The 19,773-nt window shown below is 63.9% G+C and carries 18 protein-coding genes; 6 read left to right on the forward strand and 12 right to left on the reverse strand.

Annotated elements, in window-relative coordinates; genetic code table 11:
- Window positions 1-130: 130 nt before the first annotated feature.
- The 4 genes from istB to ASE39_RS16435 all read right to left on the reverse strand — a co-directional run bounded on the left by istB (window position 131) and on the right by ASE39_RS16435 (window position 3,581).
- Window positions 131-1,027, reverse strand: a complete 897-nt coding sequence (gene istB, locus ASE39_RS16420; protein ID WP_057228265.1) for an IS21-like element helper ATPase IstB — start codon at window positions 1,025-1,027, stop codon at window positions 131-133.
- Window positions 1,020-2,552 (reverse strand): IS21 family transposase, encoded by a 1,533-nt coding sequence (gene istA / locus ASE39_RS16425; protein ID WP_057272102.1) that lies wholly within the window; start codon window positions 2,550-2,552, stop codon window positions 1,020-1,022. The genes istB and istA overlap by 8 nt, the downstream gene beginning before the upstream one ends.
- Before the next feature lie 241 nt (window positions 2,553-2,793).
- The gene (locus tag ASE39_RS16430) at window positions 2,794-3,147 is read right to left on the reverse strand and encodes a hypothetical protein (protein WP_057271869.1); all 354 of its coding nucleotides are present in this window, start codon (window positions 3,145-3,147) and stop codon (window positions 2,794-2,796) included.
- A 65-nt stretch (window positions 3,148-3,212) separates the two neighbouring features.
- Window positions 3,213-3,581: a hypothetical protein gene (locus ASE39_RS16435; RefSeq protein WP_057223939.1), complete on the reverse strand. Its 369-nt coding sequence runs from the start codon at window positions 3,579-3,581 to the stop codon at window positions 3,213-3,215.
- 465 nt (window positions 3,582-4,046) lie between these two features.
- Between ASE39_RS16435 and ASE39_RS16440 the strand changes: the two genes are divergently transcribed.
- The gene (locus tag ASE39_RS16440; protein WP_008905626.1) at window positions 4,047-4,337 is read left to right on the forward strand and encodes a co-chaperone GroES; all 291 of its coding nucleotides are present in this window, start codon (window positions 4,047-4,049) and stop codon (window positions 4,335-4,337) included.
- Window positions 4,338-4,432: 95 nt separating this feature from the next.
- A complete protein-coding gene (groL, locus tag ASE39_RS16445; protein WP_010462232.1) occupies window positions 4,433-6,085 on the forward strand; it encodes a chaperonin GroEL in 1,653 nt (550 codons plus the stop codon).
- Between the two features lie 282 nt (window positions 6,086-6,367).
- On the opposite strand, the gene ASE39_RS16450 is transcribed toward groL, so the two are convergent.
- From ASE39_RS16450 to edd, 4 genes are all read right to left on the reverse strand, one after another.
- A complete protein-coding gene (locus ASE39_RS16450; protein WP_057271870.1) occupies window positions 6,368-8,467 on the reverse strand; it encodes a TonB-dependent siderophore receptor in 2,100 nt (699 codons plus the stop codon).
- Between the two features lie 286 nt (window positions 8,468-8,753).
- On the reverse strand, window positions 8,754-9,053 hold the full coding sequence (locus tag ASE39_RS16455) for a DUF805 domain-containing protein (protein WP_010462236.1): 300 nt from the start codon (window positions 9,051-9,053) through the stop codon (window positions 8,754-8,756).
- 234 nt (window positions 9,054-9,287) lie between these two features.
- Window positions 9,288-9,917, reverse strand: a complete 630-nt coding sequence (eda, locus tag ASE39_RS16460) for a bifunctional 4-hydroxy-2-oxoglutarate aldolase/2-dehydro-3-deoxy-phosphogluconate aldolase (RefSeq protein WP_057271871.1) — start codon at window positions 9,915-9,917, stop codon at window positions 9,288-9,290.
- A 147-nt stretch (window positions 9,918-10,064) separates the two neighbouring features.
- Window positions 10,065-11,834 (reverse strand): phosphogluconate dehydratase, encoded by a 1,770-nt coding sequence (gene edd / locus ASE39_RS16465; RefSeq protein ID WP_057272103.1) that lies wholly within the window; start codon window positions 11,832-11,834, stop codon window positions 10,065-10,067.
- 95 nt (window positions 11,835-11,929) lie between these two features.
- On the opposite strand from edd, the gene ASE39_RS16470 reads away from it, so the two are divergent.
- Together ASE39_RS16470 and ASE39_RS16475 are read left to right on the forward strand one after the other, a co-directional pair.
- Entirely contained in the window at window positions 11,930-12,835 is a 906-nt protein-coding gene (locus ASE39_RS16470; RefSeq protein WP_057271872.1) for an SMP-30/gluconolactonase/LRE family protein, read from the forward strand.
- A 93-nt stretch (window positions 12,836-12,928) separates the two neighbouring features.
- A complete protein-coding gene (locus tag ASE39_RS16475) occupies window positions 12,929-13,195 on the forward strand; it encodes a hypothetical protein (RefSeq protein ID WP_057271873.1) in 267 nt (88 codons plus the stop codon).
- Window positions 13,196-13,235: 40 nt separating this feature from the next.
- Here ASE39_RS16475 and ASE39_RS16480 read toward each other — a convergent pair whose 3' ends face one another.
- On the reverse strand, window positions 13,236-14,468 hold the full coding sequence (locus ASE39_RS16480) for an AGE family epimerase/isomerase (RefSeq protein WP_057272104.1): 1,233 nt from the start codon (window positions 14,466-14,468) through the stop codon (window positions 13,236-13,238).
- 126 nt (window positions 14,469-14,594) lie between these two features.
- A complete protein-coding gene (gene pgi, locus ASE39_RS16485; protein WP_057271874.1) occupies window positions 14,595-16,157 on the reverse strand; it encodes a glucose-6-phosphate isomerase in 1,563 nt (520 codons plus the stop codon).
- Window positions 16,158-16,344: 187 nt separating this feature from the next.
- Here pgi and zwf point away from each other — a divergent pair, with 187 nt between their 5' ends.
- Both zwf and ASE39_RS26565 read left to right on the forward strand, forming a co-directional pair.
- Window positions 16,345-17,799 (forward strand): glucose-6-phosphate dehydrogenase, encoded by a 1,455-nt coding sequence (gene zwf / locus ASE39_RS16490; RefSeq protein ID WP_057271875.1) that lies wholly within the window; start codon window positions 16,345-16,347, stop codon window positions 17,797-17,799.
- Window positions 17,800-17,857: 58 nt separating this feature from the next.
- Window positions 17,858-18,313 (forward strand): hypothetical protein, encoded by a 456-nt coding sequence (locus tag ASE39_RS26565; RefSeq protein ID WP_139019191.1) that lies wholly within the window; start codon window positions 17,858-17,860, stop codon window positions 18,311-18,313.
- A 36-nt stretch (window positions 18,314-18,349) separates the two neighbouring features.
- Here the strand turns inward: ASE39_RS26565 and ASE39_RS16495 are convergent, their stop codons facing one another.
- Window positions 18,350-18,772 (reverse strand): VOC family protein, encoded by a 423-nt coding sequence (locus ASE39_RS16495; protein WP_057271876.1) that lies wholly within the window; start codon window positions 18,770-18,772, stop codon window positions 18,350-18,352.
- The gene (gene glk, locus ASE39_RS16500) at window positions 18,769-19,746 is read right to left on the reverse strand and encodes a glucokinase (protein ID WP_057271877.1); all 978 of its coding nucleotides are present in this window, start codon (window positions 19,744-19,746) and stop codon (window positions 18,769-18,771) included. The genes ASE39_RS16495 and glk overlap by 4 nt, the downstream gene beginning before the upstream one ends.
- Between the last annotated feature and the right edge of the window lie 27 nt (window positions 19,747-19,773).

Consider the following 19,773-nt stretch of genomic DNA (forward strand, 5'->3'; position numbering starts at 1 on the left):
CCTGCCGTACTACCGGCAAGAGGCGATCAACGCCCGCAGCTGTTAGTGCCAGTGCAAACGTGATCAGCAGTGCCAGTCGAACATTGACCAGGGGCTAGAGCTGGTTCCATTTGAAGCCAACTGTGGATAACTATAGGGTGGATGCTTCGGTAGGTCCTCCTTTTTTTGAACTCGTGGTTGGTATGGCCGAGCCATCAGGCGAGGCCCCTTCCTCCGCGGTCTCGCTCACCTGGGCGGCCACTGCCCTCCTGGTCTGCTCGCGCGTCTTTATGCGGCCCCGGGCTTCGTGCGTGCTGTGACGGAAGCGGTAGGACTCGTTGCCGGTCTCGATGATGTGGCAGTGATGGGTCAAGCGATCCAGCAACGCAGTGGTCATCTTGGCATCGCCGAACACCGTGGACCACTCCGCGAACGTCAGGTTGGTGGTGATCATCACGCTTGTGTGCTCGTACAGCTTGGACAGCAAGTGGAACAACAAGGCGCCACCGGCCTGGCTGAAGGGCAGGTAGCCCAACTCGTCGAGCACGACCAGATCCATGCGCACCAGACTCATGGCGATGCGTCCGGCACGGCCCTGGCTCTTCTCATGCTCCAGGGCATTGACCAGATCGACCGTGGAGTAGAACCGCACTCGCTTGGCGTGCCGGGTGAGCCCAGCAATTCCCAGCGCCGTGGCCAGGTGGGTTTTGCCGGTGCCTGGGCCGCCGACCAGCACCACGTTCTGCGCATCCTGCGTGAACGAGAGGTCCGCCAGTTTCTGGATCAACGCGCGGTCGACCGGCGCGACGGTGAAGTCGAACCCAGCCAGGTCGCGGTGCATCGGGAAGCGTGCCGCCTTCATCTGGTGGGCGATGGAACGCATCGCCCGATCAGCATCTTCAGCCTGCAGCAGGTGCTCCACCAGCCAGCGTGATGCGGCCAGGGTCGTATCGCCGCCTTGCTCCGTCAGATCGGCCCAGGCCGTGGCCATGCCGTTGAGCCGCAGCGCCTTCAGTTGGGCCTGTACATCGATGGAGGTCTCACGCATGGCCCACCTCCTGCCCGTCTAGATGATCCTGGTGGGTGGGGCGCAGCCGGTCATAACGCGCGGTGTCGGCCTTGGGCGCCTGGGTGAGTTGCAAGGACGTCTGCGCCTGCGCCGGCGTGGCCGGGTTGTTCAAGCGGGCCAGCACGTTGCGCACGTGCTCCACGCTGATGCTGCCACTGGGGGCCCTGCCTTCGAGTACCAGCTCGATGGCCACCAGCACCGCTTCCAGCCCAGCCTGCGGCACCACGGCCAGCACCTGTGCCATGACCCGGTCTCCTCCAGGGTGCCTGAGCAGCGACTGGCGCAAACGCAGCAACGGCGCCGGAAGGTCCAGGAACGGCGTGCCATTGCGCAATGCGCCCGGTTTGCGCTGCACCAGGTCGATGTAGTGCTGCCAGTCGTAGCTGGTCTGGCCACTGCCCGGCAGCCGGGCATGGCTGGTTACGACGGCATCTGCGGCCGCCACATCGATTCGTTCGGGATAGACGCGGGTGCTGACGATGTGGCCGGCCCACTCGCACGGCACGGAGTAACGGTTGCGCGCGGCGGCCACCAGGCAGGTGCTGCTGACCCGGGCCAGCCGCTCGACATAGCCGTTGAAGGGGGCCGGCATGGACATGAGGTGAGGCTTCTCCAACTCCCACATCTCGGCCACGGTGAACTGTCGGTGGATCGGATGCGTGGTGTCGCTCCACACCGAACGACACCGCTCGCTCAGCCAGGCATTGAGTTCGATGAACGAGCCGAAGCGACGGGTCGCGGCTTCGATCCAGATGCGCCTGCGGCTGTCCTGCACGTTCTTCTCCACCACCCCCTTCTCCCAGCCCGAGGCGACGTTGCAGAAGTCGGCGTCGAACAGGTAGTGGCTGCACATGGCCGCGAATCGAGCGTTGACGGTGCGCTGCTTGCCGCGCTGCACCTTGTCCACGGCGGTGCGCATGTTGTCGTAGATGCCGCGCCGGGTGACGCCGCCAAGTGCCTGGAACGAGCGAGTGTGGGCATCGAACAGCATCTCGTGGCCCTGGCTGGGGTAGGCCACCAGCCAGAAAGCACGGCTGGCGCACAGCTTCAGGTGCGCAACTTGCATGTTGTAGAACACGCCGCCAACGACCATGGCTTCGACGCTCCAGTCGAACTGGAAGGCCTCGCCCAGCTCGAAGTTCATCGGAACGAACGCCTTGGCCGGACTGGCTGCTGACTCCACCCGCCAGCGCCGGATGTAGTCGGTGACGGCGCTGTAACCGCCGCGGTAGCCCTGGGCCTGTATCTGAGCAAACAAGGCACGGCCGCTGCGCCGTCCCTGCTTGGGGCGATGGCTGTCGGTTGTGAGCGCCTGGTGCAGGGCCGGCTCGAACGCCGTGAGCTTGCCATCGAACTTCACCCGCGCGTACTTCGGCACAACATCGCCGGGCGCCTTGAGCCACTTCTTGACCGTGTTGCGCGACAGGCCCGTGCGCTTTGCGATCTCGCTGAGGGAGAGTTGGTCGCGCAGCCTCATGCGCCTGACCTTGCCAATCATGTCCATGGTGATCACCTTGAATCCCTGCTGAAATTCTCAGCAGGTCAGTGGAACACCCTGGTCAATATTGGATTGGCACTTTGCGGTTTAGCTGGTCAAGATTGCATCGGCACCAACAGATCCCTGCTGAAATTCTCAGCAGGTCAGTGGAACACCCTGGTCAATATTGGATTGGCACTTTGCGGTTTAGCTGGTCAAGATTGCATCGGCACCAACACAGTGTCGGTTGTTGGCCGAGCTTTGCCTGTCAACGACGGGCAGTATCAGGCTCGCTCCGAACGCTATCGTGAGGGAGGGCGAGAAGGTGTTGAATTGCATCGGTGATGGTCCACTGCTCGAACCCGGGGGTGAGAAGGGAGCCGTCGGATGCGACCTCTGAAACGTTAAACCCTTCTTCAACGTCTTCGTAGTAGATGGCTACTTGCCCAAGCTGTGCCACGATAAATACTGATTCGCTCACACCGCCACGCATGACCGATGCGGTGCGAAATGGGACGCGAAAGCGGGCAAACTGTTCGGCGTGTTCTTGTAAGCACTTGGCGAGCTGATCGGACAATAGCCCCTCCAGCTCGTCACGAGAAATTGGAGTCCAGCGGTTCATAGCTTCTTGAATGAGGGCTCACGGAGGATTCTGACGGACTGGCGAACGGCCGGTTCTGGCCGGCTTCAGCCCTTGAACTCCAGCCAGGCATCTGCATGGCGCCGCGACGATGGGCCAAGTGCGGCAAGAAACTGCGGGAGCACGCCCAGTTCACTGGCTGAGGCGACTAGCCCTTCGATGAACCCTGTGGCCACTATCGTCACCAAAGCAATATCCCCGCTCTCCATCGCGGTCTCAACCAGCAAGATCGCTCGCCGTGTCTCAGCGGCAGCTGGATTCTTTGAGACGTCCAACAACCGATCGACGAAGCTCGACAACAGCGTCGTCTCCGGCGGCTCTTGCGGCGTCCAACTCTCATCAGCCTCGTACAAAACTGGCTTCAGAACTGGTGAGTTGGCCAGCACCTCGATGAATGCGCGAGTGGATTTCTTCATACATTTAACGGGTCGTGCGAACGGCCGGTTGTGGCCGATAGTACTCATTCGTTTGCAGTCAGCGTATGACTGCAACCAGCCTTAGGCTGACGTAGTAGCAACCAAGTCACTGTCGAATGCAGTCGATAGTTTGCACTTACTTCTAATTTTTCAATTGTGATTCTTTGCGGCTCAGAGGGTGGTAAACAGATCACGTGCCCAGTCCCTGCGCGCCAGCGGGTCGTCAAATCTAAAGTTAAGTGGCGGAAAAACGAAAGTAGAGTGGCGTTCCGCAACTGCGCCCGCAACGCATCCGAAGAAATCGGGAAATGCCTTGGACGTCTTGAAACCGCCACAAATGCCCGTATCATTAGCACTCACCACAGACGAGTGCTAACACCACCTTGCCTGTCGGAAGTTTGGTAGCGCCTGGGTCTCCAGACGCTGAGTAAGTCAGCTTTTTTTACTGAAAACAGGAGCATTGCAATGAACCTTCGCCCTCTGCACGATCGCGTGATCGTCAAGCGTATCGAAAGCGAAACCACGACCGCCTCCGGCATCGTGATCCCTGACAACGCCGCTGAAAAGCCCGATCAAGGTGAAGTGCTGGCCGTCGGTCCCGGCAAGAAGAACGACAAGGGTGACGTGCTCGCCCTGAACGTGAAGGTCGGTGACCGCGTTCTGTTCGGCAAGTACTCGGGCCAGACCGTCAAGGTCAACGGCGACGAGCTGCTGGTCATGAAGGAAGACGATCTGTTCGCAGTGGTCGAGAAGTAATTTCTCACCCTCTCCCTTACTCATCTTTTCATAGCTTCTAACGCTTACTGGATAAGCGATAGCAGTCAATTTGAACAAAATTTAGGAGCTCCATCATGGCAGCAAAAGACGTAGTTTTCGGCGGCGAAGCCCGCGCGCGCATGGTTGAAGGCGTGAACATCCTGGCCAACGCGGTCAAGGTGACCCTGGGTCCTAAGGGCCGCAATGTGGTGCTGGAGCGCTCGTTCGGCGCCCCTACCGTGACCAAGGACGGTGTGTCCGTGGCCAAGGAAATCGAACTCAAGGACAAGCTGCAGAACATGGGTGCCCAGCTCGTGAAGGAAGTGGCCTCCAAGACCAGCGACAACGCTGGTGACGGCACCACCACCGCCACCGTGCTGGCCCAGGCCATCGTGCGCGAAGGCTTCAAGTACGTGGCCGCCGGTATCAACCCGATGGACCTGAAGCGCGGTATCGACAAGGCTGTGACGGCCCTGGTTGCCGAGCTGAAGAAGGCTTCCAAGCCCACCACCACCTCCAAGGAAATCGCCCAAGTGGGTTCGATCTCCGCCAACTCCGACGAAACCATCGGCAAGCTGATCGCTGACGCCATGGACAAGGTTGGCAAGGAAGGCGTGATCACCGTGGAAGACGGCAAGTCCCTCGACTCCGAACTGGACGTCGTGGAAGGCATGCAGTTCGACCGCGGCTACCTGTCGCCCTACTTCATCAACAACCCAGAAAAGCAATCCGCCATTCTGGACAACCCCTTCGTGCTGCTGTTCGACAAGAAGATCAGCAACATCCGCGACCTGCTGCCCACGCTGGAGCAAGTTGCCAAGGCTGGCCGTCCACTGCTGATCATTGCCGAAGAAGTCGAAGGCGAAGCCCTGGCTACCTTGGTCGTGAACACGATCCGCGGCATCCTGAAGGTTGTGGCCGTGAAGGCTCCTGGCTTCGGCGACCGCCGCAAGGCCATGCTGGAAGACATCGCCATCCTGACGGGCGGCAAGGTCATCGCTGAAGAAGTGGGCCTGACCCTCGAGAAGGTGACCCTGGCCGACCTGGGCCAGGCCAAGCGCATCGAAGTGGGCAAGGAAAACACCATCATCATCGACGGCGCTGGCGCTGCGGGTGACATCGAAGCCCGCGTCAAGCAAGTGCGCGTGCAGATCGAAGAAGCCACGTCCGACTACGACCGCGAAAAGCTGCAAGAGCGCGTGGCCAAGCTGGCTGGCGGTGTGGCCGTGATCAAGGTCGGCGCTGCCACCGAAGTCGAAATGAAGGAAAAGAAGGCCCGCGTGGAAGACGCACTGCACGCAACGCGCGCAGCTGTGGAAGAAGGCGTTGTGGCCGGTGGTGGCGTGGCCCTGCTGCGTGCCAAGCAAGCTGTCGGTGACTCGATCAAGGGTGACAACGCTGACCAGGAAGCCGGTATCAAGCTGGTGCTCAAGGCCATCGAAGCGCCCCTGCGCGAAATCGTGAACAACGCTGGCGGCGAAGCCTCGGTGGTGGTGAACGCTGTGTTGGCCGGCAAGGGCAACTACGGCTTCAACGCATCGAACGACACGTACGGCGACATGCTCGAACTGGGCATTCTGGACCCCACGAAGGTCACCCGCACGGCCCTGCAGAACGCTGCCTCCGTGGCATCGCTGCTGCTGACGACCGAAGCCATGGTTGCAGAAGCACCCAAGGACGAGGCCGGTGCTGGCGGTGGCATGCCCGACATGGGCGGCATGGGTGGCATGGGCGGCATGGGCATGTAATGGCCAGCCGCTCCGGGTGGAACCCAGGTTCTGCTTGGTAGTGCACAAAAAAACCCCGCGGGTTGCAAAACCTGCGGGGTTTTTTACTTGGAACACGTGAAGCACGTCGTGGCGCGGGCTGCGCTTTCGACATTTGTACCGCGGTTCACTGCACCGCGCCAACCCAGAGCAAAGGGCCCGGCCTTCGCATTGGCACTGTGCCGTGCCAGTGCCGCCGTGCAAGGGCCGCCCCGCCGCATGGGCGGCGTCCCCTCGGGGGAGGACGCGAAGCGGCTCGGGGGGTTAAAACCTATACGTCGCGCTCAGCACCACATTGCGGCGCGCGGCCCACCAGCAGTCGCCACGCGCCAGGCAGGTGCTCATGTACTTCTTGTCGGCCAGGTTGCTGATGTTCAGGGCGTAGCGCCAGTCCTGGCTGTCGTAGGCCAGCAGCGCATCCACGACACCCGCCGCCGGCACCTTCGGCCCCGTGCCATCACGGAACGACGACAGCCAGCGATAACCCGCACCCGCCGAGAAGCCGCGCACGCCGCCAATGGAGAACCGGTACACGCCCCACACGGCCGCCTGATGGCGCGGCAGGTTTTCCAGCAGCGGATCGACATCGGTGTAGTTGTAGTGGGCGGTCAGGTCGAACGCTGTGGCCACGCGGGCCTTGTACTCCAGCTCCAGTCCCTTGTTGCGGGTCTGGCCCACCTGCAGCGAGTTGTTCGGGTTGACCGGATCAACCACCTTCTGGTTCTTTTCCTTGAGGTCGTACACCGCCGCCGTGAACTGGGTGGCGCTGCCTGCGGGGGCGTACTTCACGCCCACCTCGATCTGCTCGCCTTCCAGCGGCTTGAAGCGCTGGCCGTAGGTATTGGTGCCGCTCACCGGGCTAAAGGACTCTGCGTAGCTGACGTAGGGTGTCCAGCCTCCGGCCAGCTGGTACATCACGCCCAGGCGCTTCGTGGTGTCGCTCGTGCGGTCATCTGACTGGCCCGCCAGGCTGTTCACGGCGCGGTCGTGGCGCAGGCCGGCGATGAAGATCCAGCGGCCCCATTTCATCTGGTCCTGCACATACAGGCCATTCTGGCGCTGCATGTTCTCGGGTTTCGCGATAAGCGTCGGGTTCAGGACGTTGCCGTACACCGGGGCGTAGGCATCGATGGGCGCGTTGTATGCGTCGTCGGCCTCGTTTTTGTTTTCGGTCTGCCGGTTCCAGTCCACGCCCAGCAGCAGCTGGTGGCTCAGGGCCCCGGTGGTGAGGTTGCCCTGCAGATGGGTGTCCACCGCGGCCATGCGCGTGCGCGTGATGTTCTTGCCGTACAGGCGGCCGATCAGCCGCTGGTTGACGGGGTCTTCGCCCCAGCCGCCTGGGAGTTTGTAGAAGTCGGCGTAGTGGTAGCCGCCGCGATTTTCGTTGCGGGCCAAGCGCAGGTTCTGGCGCACGGCCCACGCGTCGTTGAAACGGTGCTCGAACAGGTAGCCGATGGATTCCCGGTCACTGTCGTAATAGTCGCCGGGCTCTCCGATGAAGCGGCTGATGGGCAACATGCCGTTGGGATTGGGCAGCAGCGTGCCTGACCAGGGCAGGAACTGCGAGGTGGTGCCACTGCGGTCCTGCTGCCAATGGGCCTGCAGGATCAGCGATGTGGCCGCACTGGGCCGCCAGGCCAGGGACGGAGCGATCAGGCGGCGGTCATCCGGCACGTGGTCCACCTGGGTGTTCGCATCGCGCGCCACCGCCACCAGGCGGTACGACCATTCACCATCCGCGGTGAGGGGGCCCGTCAGGTCGGCCTGCAGCTGCTTGCGGCCCCAACTGCCAAGCTGCACGCCCACTTCGCGCTGCGCTTCTTGCTGTGGGCGCTTGCTCACCATGTTGACCACGCCTGCCACCGTGCCTGCGCCGAACAACATGCCCGAAGGGCCGCGAAGCACTTCGATGCGCTCCAGCGCATAGGGCTCTGCAGGGGTGGTGCTGGTGTAGTAGTTGTAGTTCTGGCGCAGCCCGTCGAGATAGGTGTCCGGGGTGCTGCCGCGCACCCGGACGCTGTCGGCCCGGCTGTCCAGGCCGTACGCATCGCTGCGCACCCCTGCCGCGTACAGCAGCGCCCCCTGGAACGTGGTGGCGCCCTGGTCCACCAGCTGATCGCGCGTGACCACCGTCACGGACTGGGGGGTTTCGGCCAGCGGTGTGTCGGTCTTGGTGGCGGTGGCAGCATTGCGGGCACGGTAGCCGACCACCGGTGCGGTGGCGGACTCCTTCTCGGCGCTGGCGTCCACTCGCACCTCCGACAGGGTGGCACTCACACCTTGCGCCGAAGCCCTTGCGGGAAGAAGACCGAATGCCAACGCGATGCCCAGGCATACCGCTGTCTTTTGATGAAGGATGGCCATGGTTTTTAATAATGAGAGTAAGAATGATTCCCATTTTAAAAACCAATCATTGCCTGCCGGGCGCGTTGTCGTACGACGACAACATCTCCGTTCAAAACAGTTCAATTCATTTGCTTCTGTTTTTATAGCAATTAACGCTTTACCTTCAAGCGCTGGAGCCATTTTTTACCAAGAATCGACCCGCAACACCGGCACCCCCTCACCGCCCCCATCAAAAAAGCCCGCTGGCCGTGGGGCCAGCGGGCTTGGTGCGGGCGGACCCAGGAGGTCCGCTGCGCCGTAAGGATCAGCCCTCGCTGGGCTGCACCCACCAGTAGATCAGTACCAACACACCGATGCCGGTCAGCGTCAGCAGTTGCCACCAGCCCGAGCGGCCAATGTCGTGCAGCCGGCGTGCGCCCACGGCAAATGCGGGCAGCACCAGTGCGATGGAAACGATGCCGGAGATGACGTCTCCGAGGAAACTGGCCGCCACCATCACCACCACCTGGAACAGAAAGAACCACCAGAATTCGGAGCGCACAGCGCGGCCCGAGAAACCAGCGTACTGCGTCAGACAGCTTTTGATAGCCGAAACAAAATCCATACAGAACTCCCTCTCTTTGAAACGTGAAGCCGTTGTGGCAGGGACAAGCCCCGCGCCATGATAGAGGTGCGCAGGGCAGCAAGTCCACAAGCCAGTGATCCCAGCGCCTGCGGCCACCCTCCGCCGCCGTACCTTGCAGCCGAACCACCACGCAGCGCTTGCTTCTTTTTTTATAGCTATCAACGCATACTGAACAAGCGCCAGCTTCCTATTTCATCCCAAATCCTGGCGAACTCACGCAGCCTTGCGCAACGCGTGTGTCTCGCGCGCCAGCTGGGTGATGCGCGCCCAGTCGCCCGCACGCACGGCGTCGGCGGGCGTCAGCCACGAGCCGCCCACGCAGCGCACATTGGGCAGTGCCAGGTAGTTGGGCGCAGTGGCCAGGCTGATGCCCCCCGTGGGGCAAAAGCTGACCTGTCCAAACGGGCTGGCCCAGGACTTGAGCAGCGGAATGCCACCCGCAGCCTCGGCCGGGAACAGTTTGAGGAACGAAAAACCATCGGCCAGCGCCGCCATGATCTCGCCGGACGTGGCCACGCCGGGCAGCAGCGGCAGGTTCAACCCCTTGCAGGCGCCGCCCACTTCGGAGGTGTAGCCCGGGCTCACCGCAAAACGCGCACCCGCGTCGCTGGCACGGCGGGCGTCGTCGGCGTTGAGCACCGTGCCCACGCCCACCACCGCCTCCGGCAGGTGGCGCGCAATGGCCTGAATGGCAGGCAGGCCCGCTGCGGTGCGCAGCGTCACCTCCAGCACCTTCACGCCACCGGCCAGCAGCGCCCCGGCCAGGGGCAGCGCGTCTTCCACGCGGTCGATCACGATGACGGGAATGACGGGGCCATGGCTGGCGATGTCGAGAGGGTTCATGGGTTTGCTCCTTAATTTTGAGTACCGCAAGCGGCGTATGAAACTGGCGCGATGGAATGCGAGGGCCACCGTGGAACTGGCTTCGCCAGGCCACCGGTGGCGTCCCCCTGGGAGGATGACGCGAAGCGGCTCAGGGGGGCATCTTGCCTACAACCATGTGCAGGCTCCTTGTTCGGCACCGCCAGCGTGGCGGCGAAAGTTGGCAAACAGTTCACGGCCAAAGCCGGTGGCGGGGCGCGCGGTGTACGGCGCCACGGGGCGGGCTGCCCAGGTGGCTTCATCGACCAGCACATCCAGCGTGCCGGCCACAGCGTCCACCCGCACGATGTCGCCGTCCAGCACCTTGGCCAGCGGGCCACCGGCCAGTGCCTCGGGCGTGACGTGGATGGCGGCGGGCACCTTGCCCGATGCGCCGCTCATGCGCCCATCCGTCACCAGCGCCACCTTGAAGCCCTGGTTCTGCAGCACGGCCAGCGGCGGGGTGAGCTTGTGCAGCTCGGGCATGCCATTGGCCTGCGGGCCCTGAAAGCGCACCACGGCCACCATGTCCTGCTGCACCTCGCCCGCGCTGAAGGCGGCAAGCAGTGCCTCTTGCGAATCGAACACGCGCGCAGGCGCTTCGATGATGTGGCGGTCTTCGGGCACCGCCGAGACCTTGATCACCGCGCGGCCCAGGCGCCCTTGCAGCAGGCGCAGCCCGCCGGTGGGCGAGAAGGGCTTGGACACCGGGCGCAACACGGTCTCGTCGCCCGACACCGCCGGAGCGCCCTGCCCGCCTGCGGCGATGCCTCCCGCGTTCACGCTCATCACATCGGGGTGCATGAAGCCGCCAGACAGCAGCTCCCGCAGGATCCACGCAGGGCCGCCTGCGGCCTGAAACTGGTTCACGTCGGCATCGCCATTGGGGTACACGCGGGCCAGCAGCGGCACGGCGGACGACAGCTCGTCAAAGTCCGACCAGTCGATCAGGATGCCCGCGCTGCGCGCAATGGCCACCCAGTGGATCAAATGGTTGGTGGAGCCGCCCGTGGCCAGCAGGGCCACCATGGCGTTGACGATGCAGCGCTCGTCCACCACACGCCCGATGGGCGTGAAGCGCGATCCGCGCTTGCCAATGTCGAGCACCGTGCGGACGGCCTGGCGCGTGAAGGCTTCGCGCTCTTCGGTGCCGGGTGGCGCAAACGCCGCACCAGGCACGTGCAAGCCCATGGCTTCCAGCAGCATCTGGTTGCTGTTGGCCGTGCCGTAGAAGGTGCAGGTGCCGGGGCTGTGGTACGCAGCGGACTCGGCCTTGAGCAGCTCATCACGCCCCACCAGGCCCTGCGCGTACTGCTCGCGCACCTTGGATTTGTCCTTGTTCGACAGGCCCGTGCCCATGGGCCCTGCGGGCACAAACACGCAGGGCAGATGCCCGTAGTGCAGTGCACCGATCAAAAGGCCCGGCACGATCTTGTCGCACACGCCCAGCAGCAGCGCACCATCGAACACATCATGGGACAGCGCTACCGCAGTGGCCATGGCAATGGCATCGCGGGAGAACAGCGACAGCTCCATGCCGGGTGTGCCTTGTGTGACGCCGTCGCACATGGCTGGCACACCGCCTGCAACCTGCACGGTGGCCTGGTGCAGGGCGGCTTCGTCGCGCAGGATGGCGGGGTAACTTTGGTACGGCTGGTGGGCCGACAACATGTCGTTGTAGGCCGTGACCACGCCAATATTGGGCGCCTTTTCGACCGTGATCTTGAACTTGTCGGCGCCGGGTAGCGCGGCATAGGCGTGCGCGAGGTTGGCGCAGCCCATGCGCTCCTGGGTGGGTTTGCGGGCCAGCATGTCGTCGATGCCGGCGAGGTAGGCAGAGCGGGTGTCCGTGCTGCGCTGGATGATGCGGGCCGTCACGCGCGCTACGACTGAATGCATGGGATGCTCCATCGGTGGGTAAGCCCTCGGATTGGATACGGGGCTACTGTTTGAGTGCCCTAGAATGTAACTCGATAACCACCCCACTTCAACCCATGACCCTGCAGCGCCTGCCCCTTCCGCCCTCCGAGCTGGGCGAATCGCCGTTCTGGCACCCTGAGGAAAACTGCCTCTACTGGTGCGATATCCAAGGATTCACGGTGAACGCCTGGCGCCCGGCGGACGGCCAGCACCGGCAATGGAAGACCCCCAGCGAACCCGGCTGCTGCGCACCCGCCGCGGACAAAAAGATAGTAATCGGGTTACGGGACGGCTTTTACCTGCTGGACACCGTCAGCAGCGCACTTACCCTGCTGGCGCCGCTGCCCCCGGCCCAGCACGACACCCGCATGCTGCGCCTGAACGATGGCCGCTGCGACACGGTGGGCCGGTTCTGGGCGGGCTCGGTCATCACCCCCCGCACGGCCCCCGATGCCGCGCTGTGGCGGCTGTCGGCATCCGGCGGCGGCTATGCCGTGCAGCACATGGCAGGCGACAACTTCACCGCCAACGGCCTCGCATTCAGCCCCGACAACCGGTTCATGTACTGGTCCAACACGCCGGAGCACCGCATTGACCGGTTTGACTTCGACGTGGCCACGGGCACCATCGCCAACCGCCAGCCCTGGGCGCGGTTTGATCGCAAGGTGGACGGCCAGCCGTACGGCGGCCGACCCGATGGTGCGGCAGTGGATGTGGAGGGGAACTACTGGGTGGCGATGTACGAAGGCGCTTGTGTGTTGCAACTCTCGCCATCGGGTGAGGTGCTGCAGCGCATTGAAGTGCCGGTGCAGTGCCCGACCATGGTGTGTTTTGGGGGGGAGGATCTGCGCACGCTGTACATCACGTCGGCGCGGGCGGGGCGGCCTGTGGAGGAACAGGAGGCTGAGGTGCCCGCGGGGTCGCTGTTCAGCGTACGCGTCGCGGTTTCCGGCTTGACCGTCAATCTTTTCAGGGGCTGAAGCTTGCGGGCAAGCTGATATGAGCGGGGACTTGCGACAGCTCATTTCTCTTGCTCTGGCCTGAATCAGGCTGCCGCGATACATTGCCACTTCATGAAGACTAAGACCCGTAAGGACTTGGCACTTGCCCTCGCGCTCGGTGGCGTGACGGCGGCCTCCGCCGCATATCTTGTTTCCGGCATCGCCTCGGGTTGGCTGGCCGGCGCACTCTTGGCGGGCGCCTTCGCGCTGATGGCGCTGGCGGCACTGGTACAGCCTCCGTTCTGGTGGGGAATCCGCGCGCTCACCACTCCGCTGGAAGATCCGTCTCATGAAGCCCGGCAACCGGATAGCGCCCCCCTGACAAAGACGAGCCGTTGATGCGCTAGGTCGACGCATCAACACTCAGGGCCCGCCGTCGCTACACCTTTAGTAGCCCCATCGCCCCCAGCACGTCATAACACGCCCCCATGTTGTGATAGTCCACCTTCCCCGCGTTGCTTTTCTCGCGCGTGTGGTTGCGGTTGGCACCGTCCAGGATGCGAAACCACGCGCCGTGTTCGTGGTCCACAAAGTGAGCCCAGCAGTAGGCCCAGATGCGGTCGTACCACTGCCAATACCGATCGTCACCCGTGCGCACAGCCAGCACGGCGGCAGCGGCCATGCTCTCGGCCTGCACCCAGTGGTATTTGCCGTCGTCGCAGATGCTGCCGTCCGGTGCCATGCCGTAGACGATGCCGCCGTGCACGGCATCCCAACCCTTCTCCATCGCTGCGTCGAACAGAAACCGCGCGCAAGGCAGATGCCAATCTGCTGGCGCCAGGGCGTCGAGCTGCAGCAGCAGCTTGGCCCATTCGGTCTGGTGGCCGACCTGGTAGCCCCAGGGGCGGAAGATGTTGGTGCGGTCGTGGCGGTTGTATTCCCAGTCCACGGACCAGTCGGCATGGTAGTGCTCCCACACCCAGCCTTCGGCAGCGGGGGCCGATGCGCGGTCCGACAACGACGCCTGCCGCTGGCAGATGCCCTGCGCGAGCTGCTCGGCGCGCTCGATGTAGCGCGCCTCGCCCGTGGCGCGAAAGGCCGAGATCATGGCCTCGCAGGCGTGCATGTTGGCGTTCTGGCCCCGGTAGTCGGTCAGCACCCAGTCGGGCGATGCCTCGTCGGCGTACAAGCCCTGCGCAGGCTGCCAGAAGTGCTGCTCGGCGGTGTCGAAAGCCTCGGCCAGCCAGCCGCGCGCCTCGGGCACACCGGCTTCAAAAGCCCGCGCATAGGCCAGTATCACAAACGCCATGCCGTAGCAGTGCCGCGTGCCGTCCAGCACAGTGGCGCGGCCGCCCTGCCAGTCGATGAGCCAGGCGTAGCCGCCGGTGGCAGGGTCGAGGAACGCGGTGCGCAGGAACTGCAGTGCGTGCAACATGCCGGCCTGGTAGCGCGCCTCGCCCGTGGTGCGGTAGAGCATGGCGTGCGTGACCACAAAACGTGTGGCGCTGACCAGGTGGCGGGTGCGCGTGTCGTACACCGTGCCGTCGTCCAGGAAGAAGTGGTACATGCCGCCGCTCGCGTCGGTGGCCACGGGCTCGTAGAACGCCATGGTCTGGCGGATGTGCGCGCGCAGGAAGTCGGGCGAGCGGAAATCGGGCTGGGATGCGGTCATGCAAGGTTCCTCGGCTGCCGCCATCACCACCTAGCACGCTGAGCTTGTCGAAGCGCTGCGCCCAGGCTTCGACAAGCACAGCCCGAACGGAAGGGGTGGGGCGAACGTGTTGGGTTTTTTGGGGGTTCAGTCGTGGGCGCGAAGACGCTCCAGCAACCCTGCCGTGGAGCCATCCAGCCCCGCAGCGTCGCCACTGGCCAGACGCGCCTCGATGTCCTTGGCCAGCACCTTGCCCAGCTCCACGCCCCACTGGTCAAAGCTGTTGATGCCCCACAGGCTGCCGCTCACGAAGACGCGGTGCTCCTGCAGCGCGATCAGCGCGCCCAGCGATGCGGGGGTGAGTGCATCCAGCAACAAGAAGGTGCTGGGCCGGTTGCCCGGAAAGTGACGGTGGCCGTCTTCGCCTTCCTTGCCCACCATCAGCGCCTGGGCCTGCGCCAGGGCGTTGGCCAGCAGCTTGTTGTGGTGGCCCTCCAGGGGGTGGGTGGGCTGGCGCACGGCGATGAGTTCCAGCGGCAGCACGTCGGTGCCCTGGTGCAGCATCTGAAAAAAAGCGTGCTGGCCGTTGGTGCCCGGCTCGCCCCACAGCACGGGCGACGTGGCGTAGGGCAGCGGCTGGCCATCCAGCCCCACGCGCTTGCCATTGCTTTCCATCTCGAGCTGCTGCAGATAGGCCGGCAGGCGGCGCAGCGCCGCGTGGTAGGGCGCGATGCAGCGGCTGGTGAAGCCATGGAAGTTGCGGTACCAGATGTCCAGCAGGCCCAGCCGCACGGGCAGGTTCTGCGCCAGGGGTGCGGTACGGAAGTGCTCGTCCATGGCATGGGCACCGGTGAGCAGATTGCGGAAGCCCTCGGAGCCAATCGCGATCGCGATAGGCAGGCCAATGGCCGACCACAGCGAGTAGCGCCCGCCCACCCAGTCCCAGAAGCCGAACGTGGTGGTGATGCTCAGCGCCTGGGCGGCATCGACGTTGGTGGTCAGCGCTGCAAAGTGGCGCCCCACATCCTGCCCGCCTTGCGCGGCAAACCAGGCCAGCGCCGAGCGCGCGTTGGTCATGGTTTCTGCGGTGGTGAAGGTTTTGGAGGCGACGAGGAACAGCGTGCTCTCGGGCTTGAGCGTGCGCAGTGTGGTGTGCAGCTCATGCCCGTCCACGTTGGAGACAAAGTGCAGCCGCTTGCCCGGTGCGCGGAACTGATCCAGCGCCAGCACGGCCATGTGCGGGCCCAGGTCCGAGCCACCGATACCGATGTTCACCACGTCGGTGATGGCGCCATCCGCACGCACCGTGTCGGCATAGGCCAGCATGGCATCCAGCGTGGTGTGCACCTGGTCCAGCTTCTGCGCAATGTCCGGCCCGTCGCCGGGCAACGCCAGGCCCCGGGGCCGGCGCAGCAGCGTGTGCAGCACGGCGCGGCCTTCGGTGCTGTTGATGGGCTGGCCGCCGAACATGGCGTCGCGGTGCTGCGTGAGGCCACAGGCACGGGCCATGTCCAGCAGCAGTGTTTCAGTGGCAGCGTCCCACAGGTTCTTGGACAGATCCGCAAACACCTCGGGCGCATGCTGGCTGAAGTGCCCGAAGCGCCGCGCATCTCTGGCAAAGGCCTCCCGCAGATCCAGGCGGCTGCCATCTGCGGAGAACGCGGCCTGCAACTGAGGCCACTGCGGAGTTTGGTCGCAACGGAGGGACATGGTGGATTCAGGATGTGGGGAGGTGAAAACCGGCGAGATAGTAACTTGATTACACAATTTATCCGATACTTTTCTGCACACGAACTGTCAAAAAACGTTTTACATCCTCTACAGCTACACAATTCAATGTAACGAGATTACAATTTCCAGCCTCAGACGCACAACAACACCCTGATACGGAGACCCCATGAGTTTTGACCTTGTCCTGTTTGGTGGAACAGGTGATCTGGCCTGGCGCAAGCTCATGCCCGCATTGTTTCAGGCGTTCCGGCATGGAACCCTGCCAGAGGGGGGCCGCATCATTGCGGTGGCACGCGACGAGCTGAGCCATGAACAATACCGCAGCCTGATCCAGTCGCGTTTTGACAGCGTGGAACTGGCCAAGCGCCCCACCCCGGACGAGTTCGAACGCTTTGGCGCGCTGCTGCACTACCTGCGCATGGACCTGTCCAAAACCGACGACTATGCGCGTCTGGCCGCCATGTTGCACGAGCGCAATGCCGACTCGGTGGTGATGTATGTGGCCACCGCACCCAGCCTGTTCACCAATGTGTGCGAGCAGATCGCCGCCGTCGGCCTGAACGGCCCCACCACCCGCGTGGTGCTGGAAAAGCCGCTGGGCCACGACCTCAAATCCAACCAGGCCATCAACGACACCCTGCGCCGCGTACTGAAGGAAGAACAGGTCTTTCGCATCGACCACTACCTGGGCAAGCCCTCGGTGCAGAACCTGTTTGCCATGCGGTTTGGCAATGCGCTGTTCGAGCCCCTGTGGCGGCGCGAAACCATTGCCAACATCCAGATCACCATTGCCGAAGAACTGGGCGTGGAAACGCGTGGCGCGTTCTACGACCAGACAGGCGCCCTGCGCGACATGGTGCAGAACCACGCGCTGCAGCTCTTGTGCGCGATTGGCATGGAGCCACCCATCAACTCCAGCGCCAACGCCATCCGCGACGAAAAGCTCAAGGTGCTGCAGTCGCTCAAGCCCTGGAGCATGGAGACCATCGGCCAGCATGTGATTCGCGGGCAATACAGCGCAGGCAACGCGCAGGGCCACGCCGTGCCCGGCTACCTGCAGGAAAAAGGCGTGGCCCCCGGCAGCACCACCGAAACCTTTGTGGCGCTGCGCACCGAGATCAGCAACTGGCGCTGGGCCGGCGTGCCGTTCTACATCCGCACCGGCAAACGCCTCGCGGGGCGCGACGCGCACATCGTTGTCAACTTCCGCCCCGTGCCGCACCCCATCTTCAAAACACCCGCAGGTGCCGCCAACCGCCTGGTGATCAACCTGCAACCCAAGGACGGGCTGGAGCTCCACCTGCTGGCCCAGGGCGCCGCCCAGCACCAGACGGAGCCCGCCCTGTCGCAGGTGCAGCTGAACCTGGACTTCGACCAACGCTTTGGCACCGAGCGCGTGGGTGCCTACGAACGCCTGCTGCTCGACGTGATTGCAGGCCGCCTGAACCTGTTCGTGCGCAGCGACGAACAGGAGGAAGCCTGGCGCTGGGTAGAGCCCATCCTGCAGCACTGGAAGACCGACCCGGTGGGGCCGCGCCCGTACATGGCGGGCAGCTGGGGCCCGAGTTCGGCGAGCGCAATGATTGCGCGCGATGGGTATTGCTGGAGCGAGGAGATGTGAGCGGCAGGTGGTAGCCTCGAACGCTCCACCGGTTCCCGAATAACCCAGACTCACAGCCATGCTCACGAAGCGAACGCTACTATCCGTCCTCCTGAGCATTCCGTTGATCGGAGCACTAGCTTTCTTTGCGCCGTCAGGTCCTGACGGTTGGAAATCTGCCTGCGGATGCATCCCTACGGACTGGGGTTTTGTGGGTTTCCTGTCGCTGGAAACGGAAGGGTCACCTCTCTCAGCTTCTGTGGATCTCGACAAGCTGGACAATGCAATGGTTGTCTCTGGCTTCCTACGCAAAATTCCTATTGGCTCCAGCCTGGAAGAAGTCAAAGAAACCAGCAGATTCATGGAATCCACCTGTGAAGAGGTCAATGCCCGCCTCTATCGGTGCGACTACTGGCTTCAGTTCAAACGCACCTCAGCACGAGGTTACTCCGTGTGGTTTCACCTTTCTGAGACCCAGCAGTTGGGATCGCTCGAAGCCAAGGCAGTGACAAAGCAAACAAAAAAGGCGTTGTGATTCGCGTAGGAAGCTCAGTCAGCCCTAGCGTTCTGTCTATCGCGCTCCCCCCACCAACTCAATCGGCAACCCATCAGGGTCGGCAAAAAAGGTGAACAACGCACCGGTAAACGGATCGACCCGCACCGGCTCCGCCGCCACACCGTGCGCGGCCAGGGCCAGAAGGCTGGCCTCCATGTCGGCCACGCGCAGAGCCAGATGGCGCAGGCCACAGGCCTCGGGGTACGACGGGCGCGCCGGGGAGTTGGGGAAGGAAAAAAGCTCCACCTGCGTGCCATCGGGCAGTTGCAGATCCAGCTTGTACGACTGCCGCTCCGCCCGAAAGACTTCGTTCACCACCCGCAGACCCAGCACCTCGGTGTAGAAGCGGCGCGAGCGGGCATAGTCGCTGGCGATGATGGCCACATGGTGCACACCGCTGACCTGCAGCGCGGGCAGCGCGGCGGGGCCGTCGCTCATCCCTCAGAGCCCGCGATGTCAAGCGCGCGCGACGCGCCATACAGCGCTGGCGTGGCGCTGGGGTCGATGATCCAGCACGGGATGGACGCGAGGTAGGGCTGAAAGCGGCCCTTGGACTCGAACCGCGCGCGGAACGAGGATTTGTCAAACCACGTGCCCAGGCGCGGCACCATGCCACCACCGATGAAAACGCCTCCGCGCGCCCCCAGGGTGAGGGCCAGGTTGCCCGCCACGCTGCCCAGAAAGCCGCAGAAAAGATCCAGCGCCTCCAGCGCCAGGACGTCGTTGGACTGCAGGGCCAGCTCAGTCACCTGGGAGGCCGAGCTGACCTCCTTGCCACCCCGCTGCGCGAGGCGGCGCAGCGCGTGGTACAGGTCCACCAGCCCCGCACCACACACAGCGCGCTCGGCCGACACATGGCCGTAGCGCTCCTGCAGGATGGCCAGCACATCGAATTCGCGCTGCGTCTGCGCCGCCAGCGACACATGCCCGCCCTCCCCCGACAAGGGCACGCCGTTGCTGGAGCCGGGCGGGAACACCAGCCCCGACACACCCAGGCCCGTGCCTGGGCCCAGCAGCGCAATCGCAGCACCCGGCACGGCCTCGCCGCGGCCCACGGGGCGCAGCAGGTCGGGCGTCAGCAGGGGCAGCGCCAGTGCCAATGCGGTGAAGTCGTTGATGACCACGAGCCGCTCGAAACCAAACGCCTCGCGCACCGCGCGCTGCGAAAAGCTCCAGCTGTGGTTGGTCATGCGGATAGCGTCGCCCGTGACGGGGTTGGCAATACCGAAAGCCGCCTCGCGCGGGGTGGGCACACCCACTTCTTTCAGATAGGTCGCCAGCGCAGCGTCCACGGTGGGGAACTGCGCGCAGGGCAGCACCCGCGTTTCGTTCAAGGGACCGCCCGGCTCGTTCTGCCAGGCCAGTCGGATGTTGGTGCCGCCGATGTCGGCGAGGAGGCGCTGAGGTTGCATAGGAAAAAGATGGAGGCCAAAGGTCAC

This window comes from Acidovorax sp. Root267 (assembly GCF_001429215.1).
GTDB lineage: Bacteria > Pseudomonadota > Gammaproteobacteria > Burkholderiales > Burkholderiaceae_C > Acidovorax > Acidovorax radicis.

Bases quoted from the DNA above. Each gene is read 5' to 3' on its own strand.
- istB (WP_057228265.1), bottom strand. From the start codon at position 1,027: ATGCGTGAGACCTCCATCGATGTACAGGCCCAACTGAAGGCGCTGCGG.
- istA (WP_057272102.1), bottom strand. From the start codon at position 2,552: ATGGACATGATTGGCAAGGTCAGGCGCATGAGGCTGCGCGACCAACTC.
- ASE39_RS16430 (WP_057271869.1), bottom strand. From the start codon at position 3,147: ATGAACCGCTGGACTCCAATTTCTCGTGACGAGCTGGAGGGGCTATTG.
- ASE39_RS16435 (WP_057223939.1), bottom strand. From the start codon at position 3,581: ATGAAGAAATCCACTCGCGCATTCATCGAGGTGCTGGCCAACTCACCA.
- ASE39_RS16440 (WP_008905626.1), top strand. From the start codon at position 4,047: ATGAACCTTCGCCCTCTGCACGATCGCGTGATCGTCAAGCGTATCGAA.
- groL (WP_010462232.1), top strand. From the start codon at position 4,433: ATGGCAGCAAAAGACGTAGTTTTCGGCGGCGAAGCCCGCGCGCGCATG.
- ASE39_RS16450 (WP_057271870.1), bottom strand. From the start codon at position 8,467: ATGGCCATCCTTCATCAAAAGACAGCGGTATGCCTGGGCATCGCGTTG.
- ASE39_RS16455 (WP_010462236.1), bottom strand. From the start codon at position 9,053: ATGGATTTTGTTTCGGCTATCAAAAGCTGTCTGACGCAGTACGCTGGT.
- eda (WP_057271871.1), bottom strand. From the start codon at position 9,917: ATGAACCCTCTCGACATCGCCAGCCATGGCCCCGTCATTCCCGTCATC.
- edd (WP_057272103.1), bottom strand. From the start codon at position 11,834: ATGCATTCAGTCGTAGCGCGCGTGACGGCCCGCATCATCCAGCGCAGC.
- ASE39_RS16470 (WP_057271872.1), top strand. From the start codon at position 11,930: ATGACCCTGCAGCGCCTGCCCCTTCCGCCCTCCGAGCTGGGCGAATCG.
- ASE39_RS16475 (WP_057271873.1), top strand. From the start codon at position 12,929: ATGAAGACTAAGACCCGTAAGGACTTGGCACTTGCCCTCGCGCTCGGT.
- ASE39_RS16480 (WP_057272104.1), bottom strand. From the start codon at position 14,468: ATGACCGCATCCCAGCCCGATTTCCGCTCGCCCGACTTCCTGCGCGCG.
- pgi (WP_057271874.1), bottom strand. From the start codon at position 16,157: ATGTCCCTCCGTTGCGACCAAACTCCGCAGTGGCCTCAGTTGCAGGCC.
- zwf (WP_057271875.1), top strand. From the start codon at position 16,345: ATGAGTTTTGACCTTGTCCTGTTTGGTGGAACAGGTGATCTGGCCTGG.
- ASE39_RS26565 (WP_139019191.1), top strand. From the start codon at position 17,858: ATGCTCACGAAGCGAACGCTACTATCCGTCCTCCTGAGCATTCCGTTG.
- ASE39_RS16495 (WP_057271876.1), bottom strand. From the start codon at position 18,772: ATGAGCGACGGCCCCGCCGCGCTGCCCGCGCTGCAGGTCAGCGGTGTG.
- glk (WP_057271877.1), bottom strand. From the start codon at position 19,746: ATGCAACCTCAGCGCCTCCTCGCCGACATCGGCGGCACCAACATCCGA.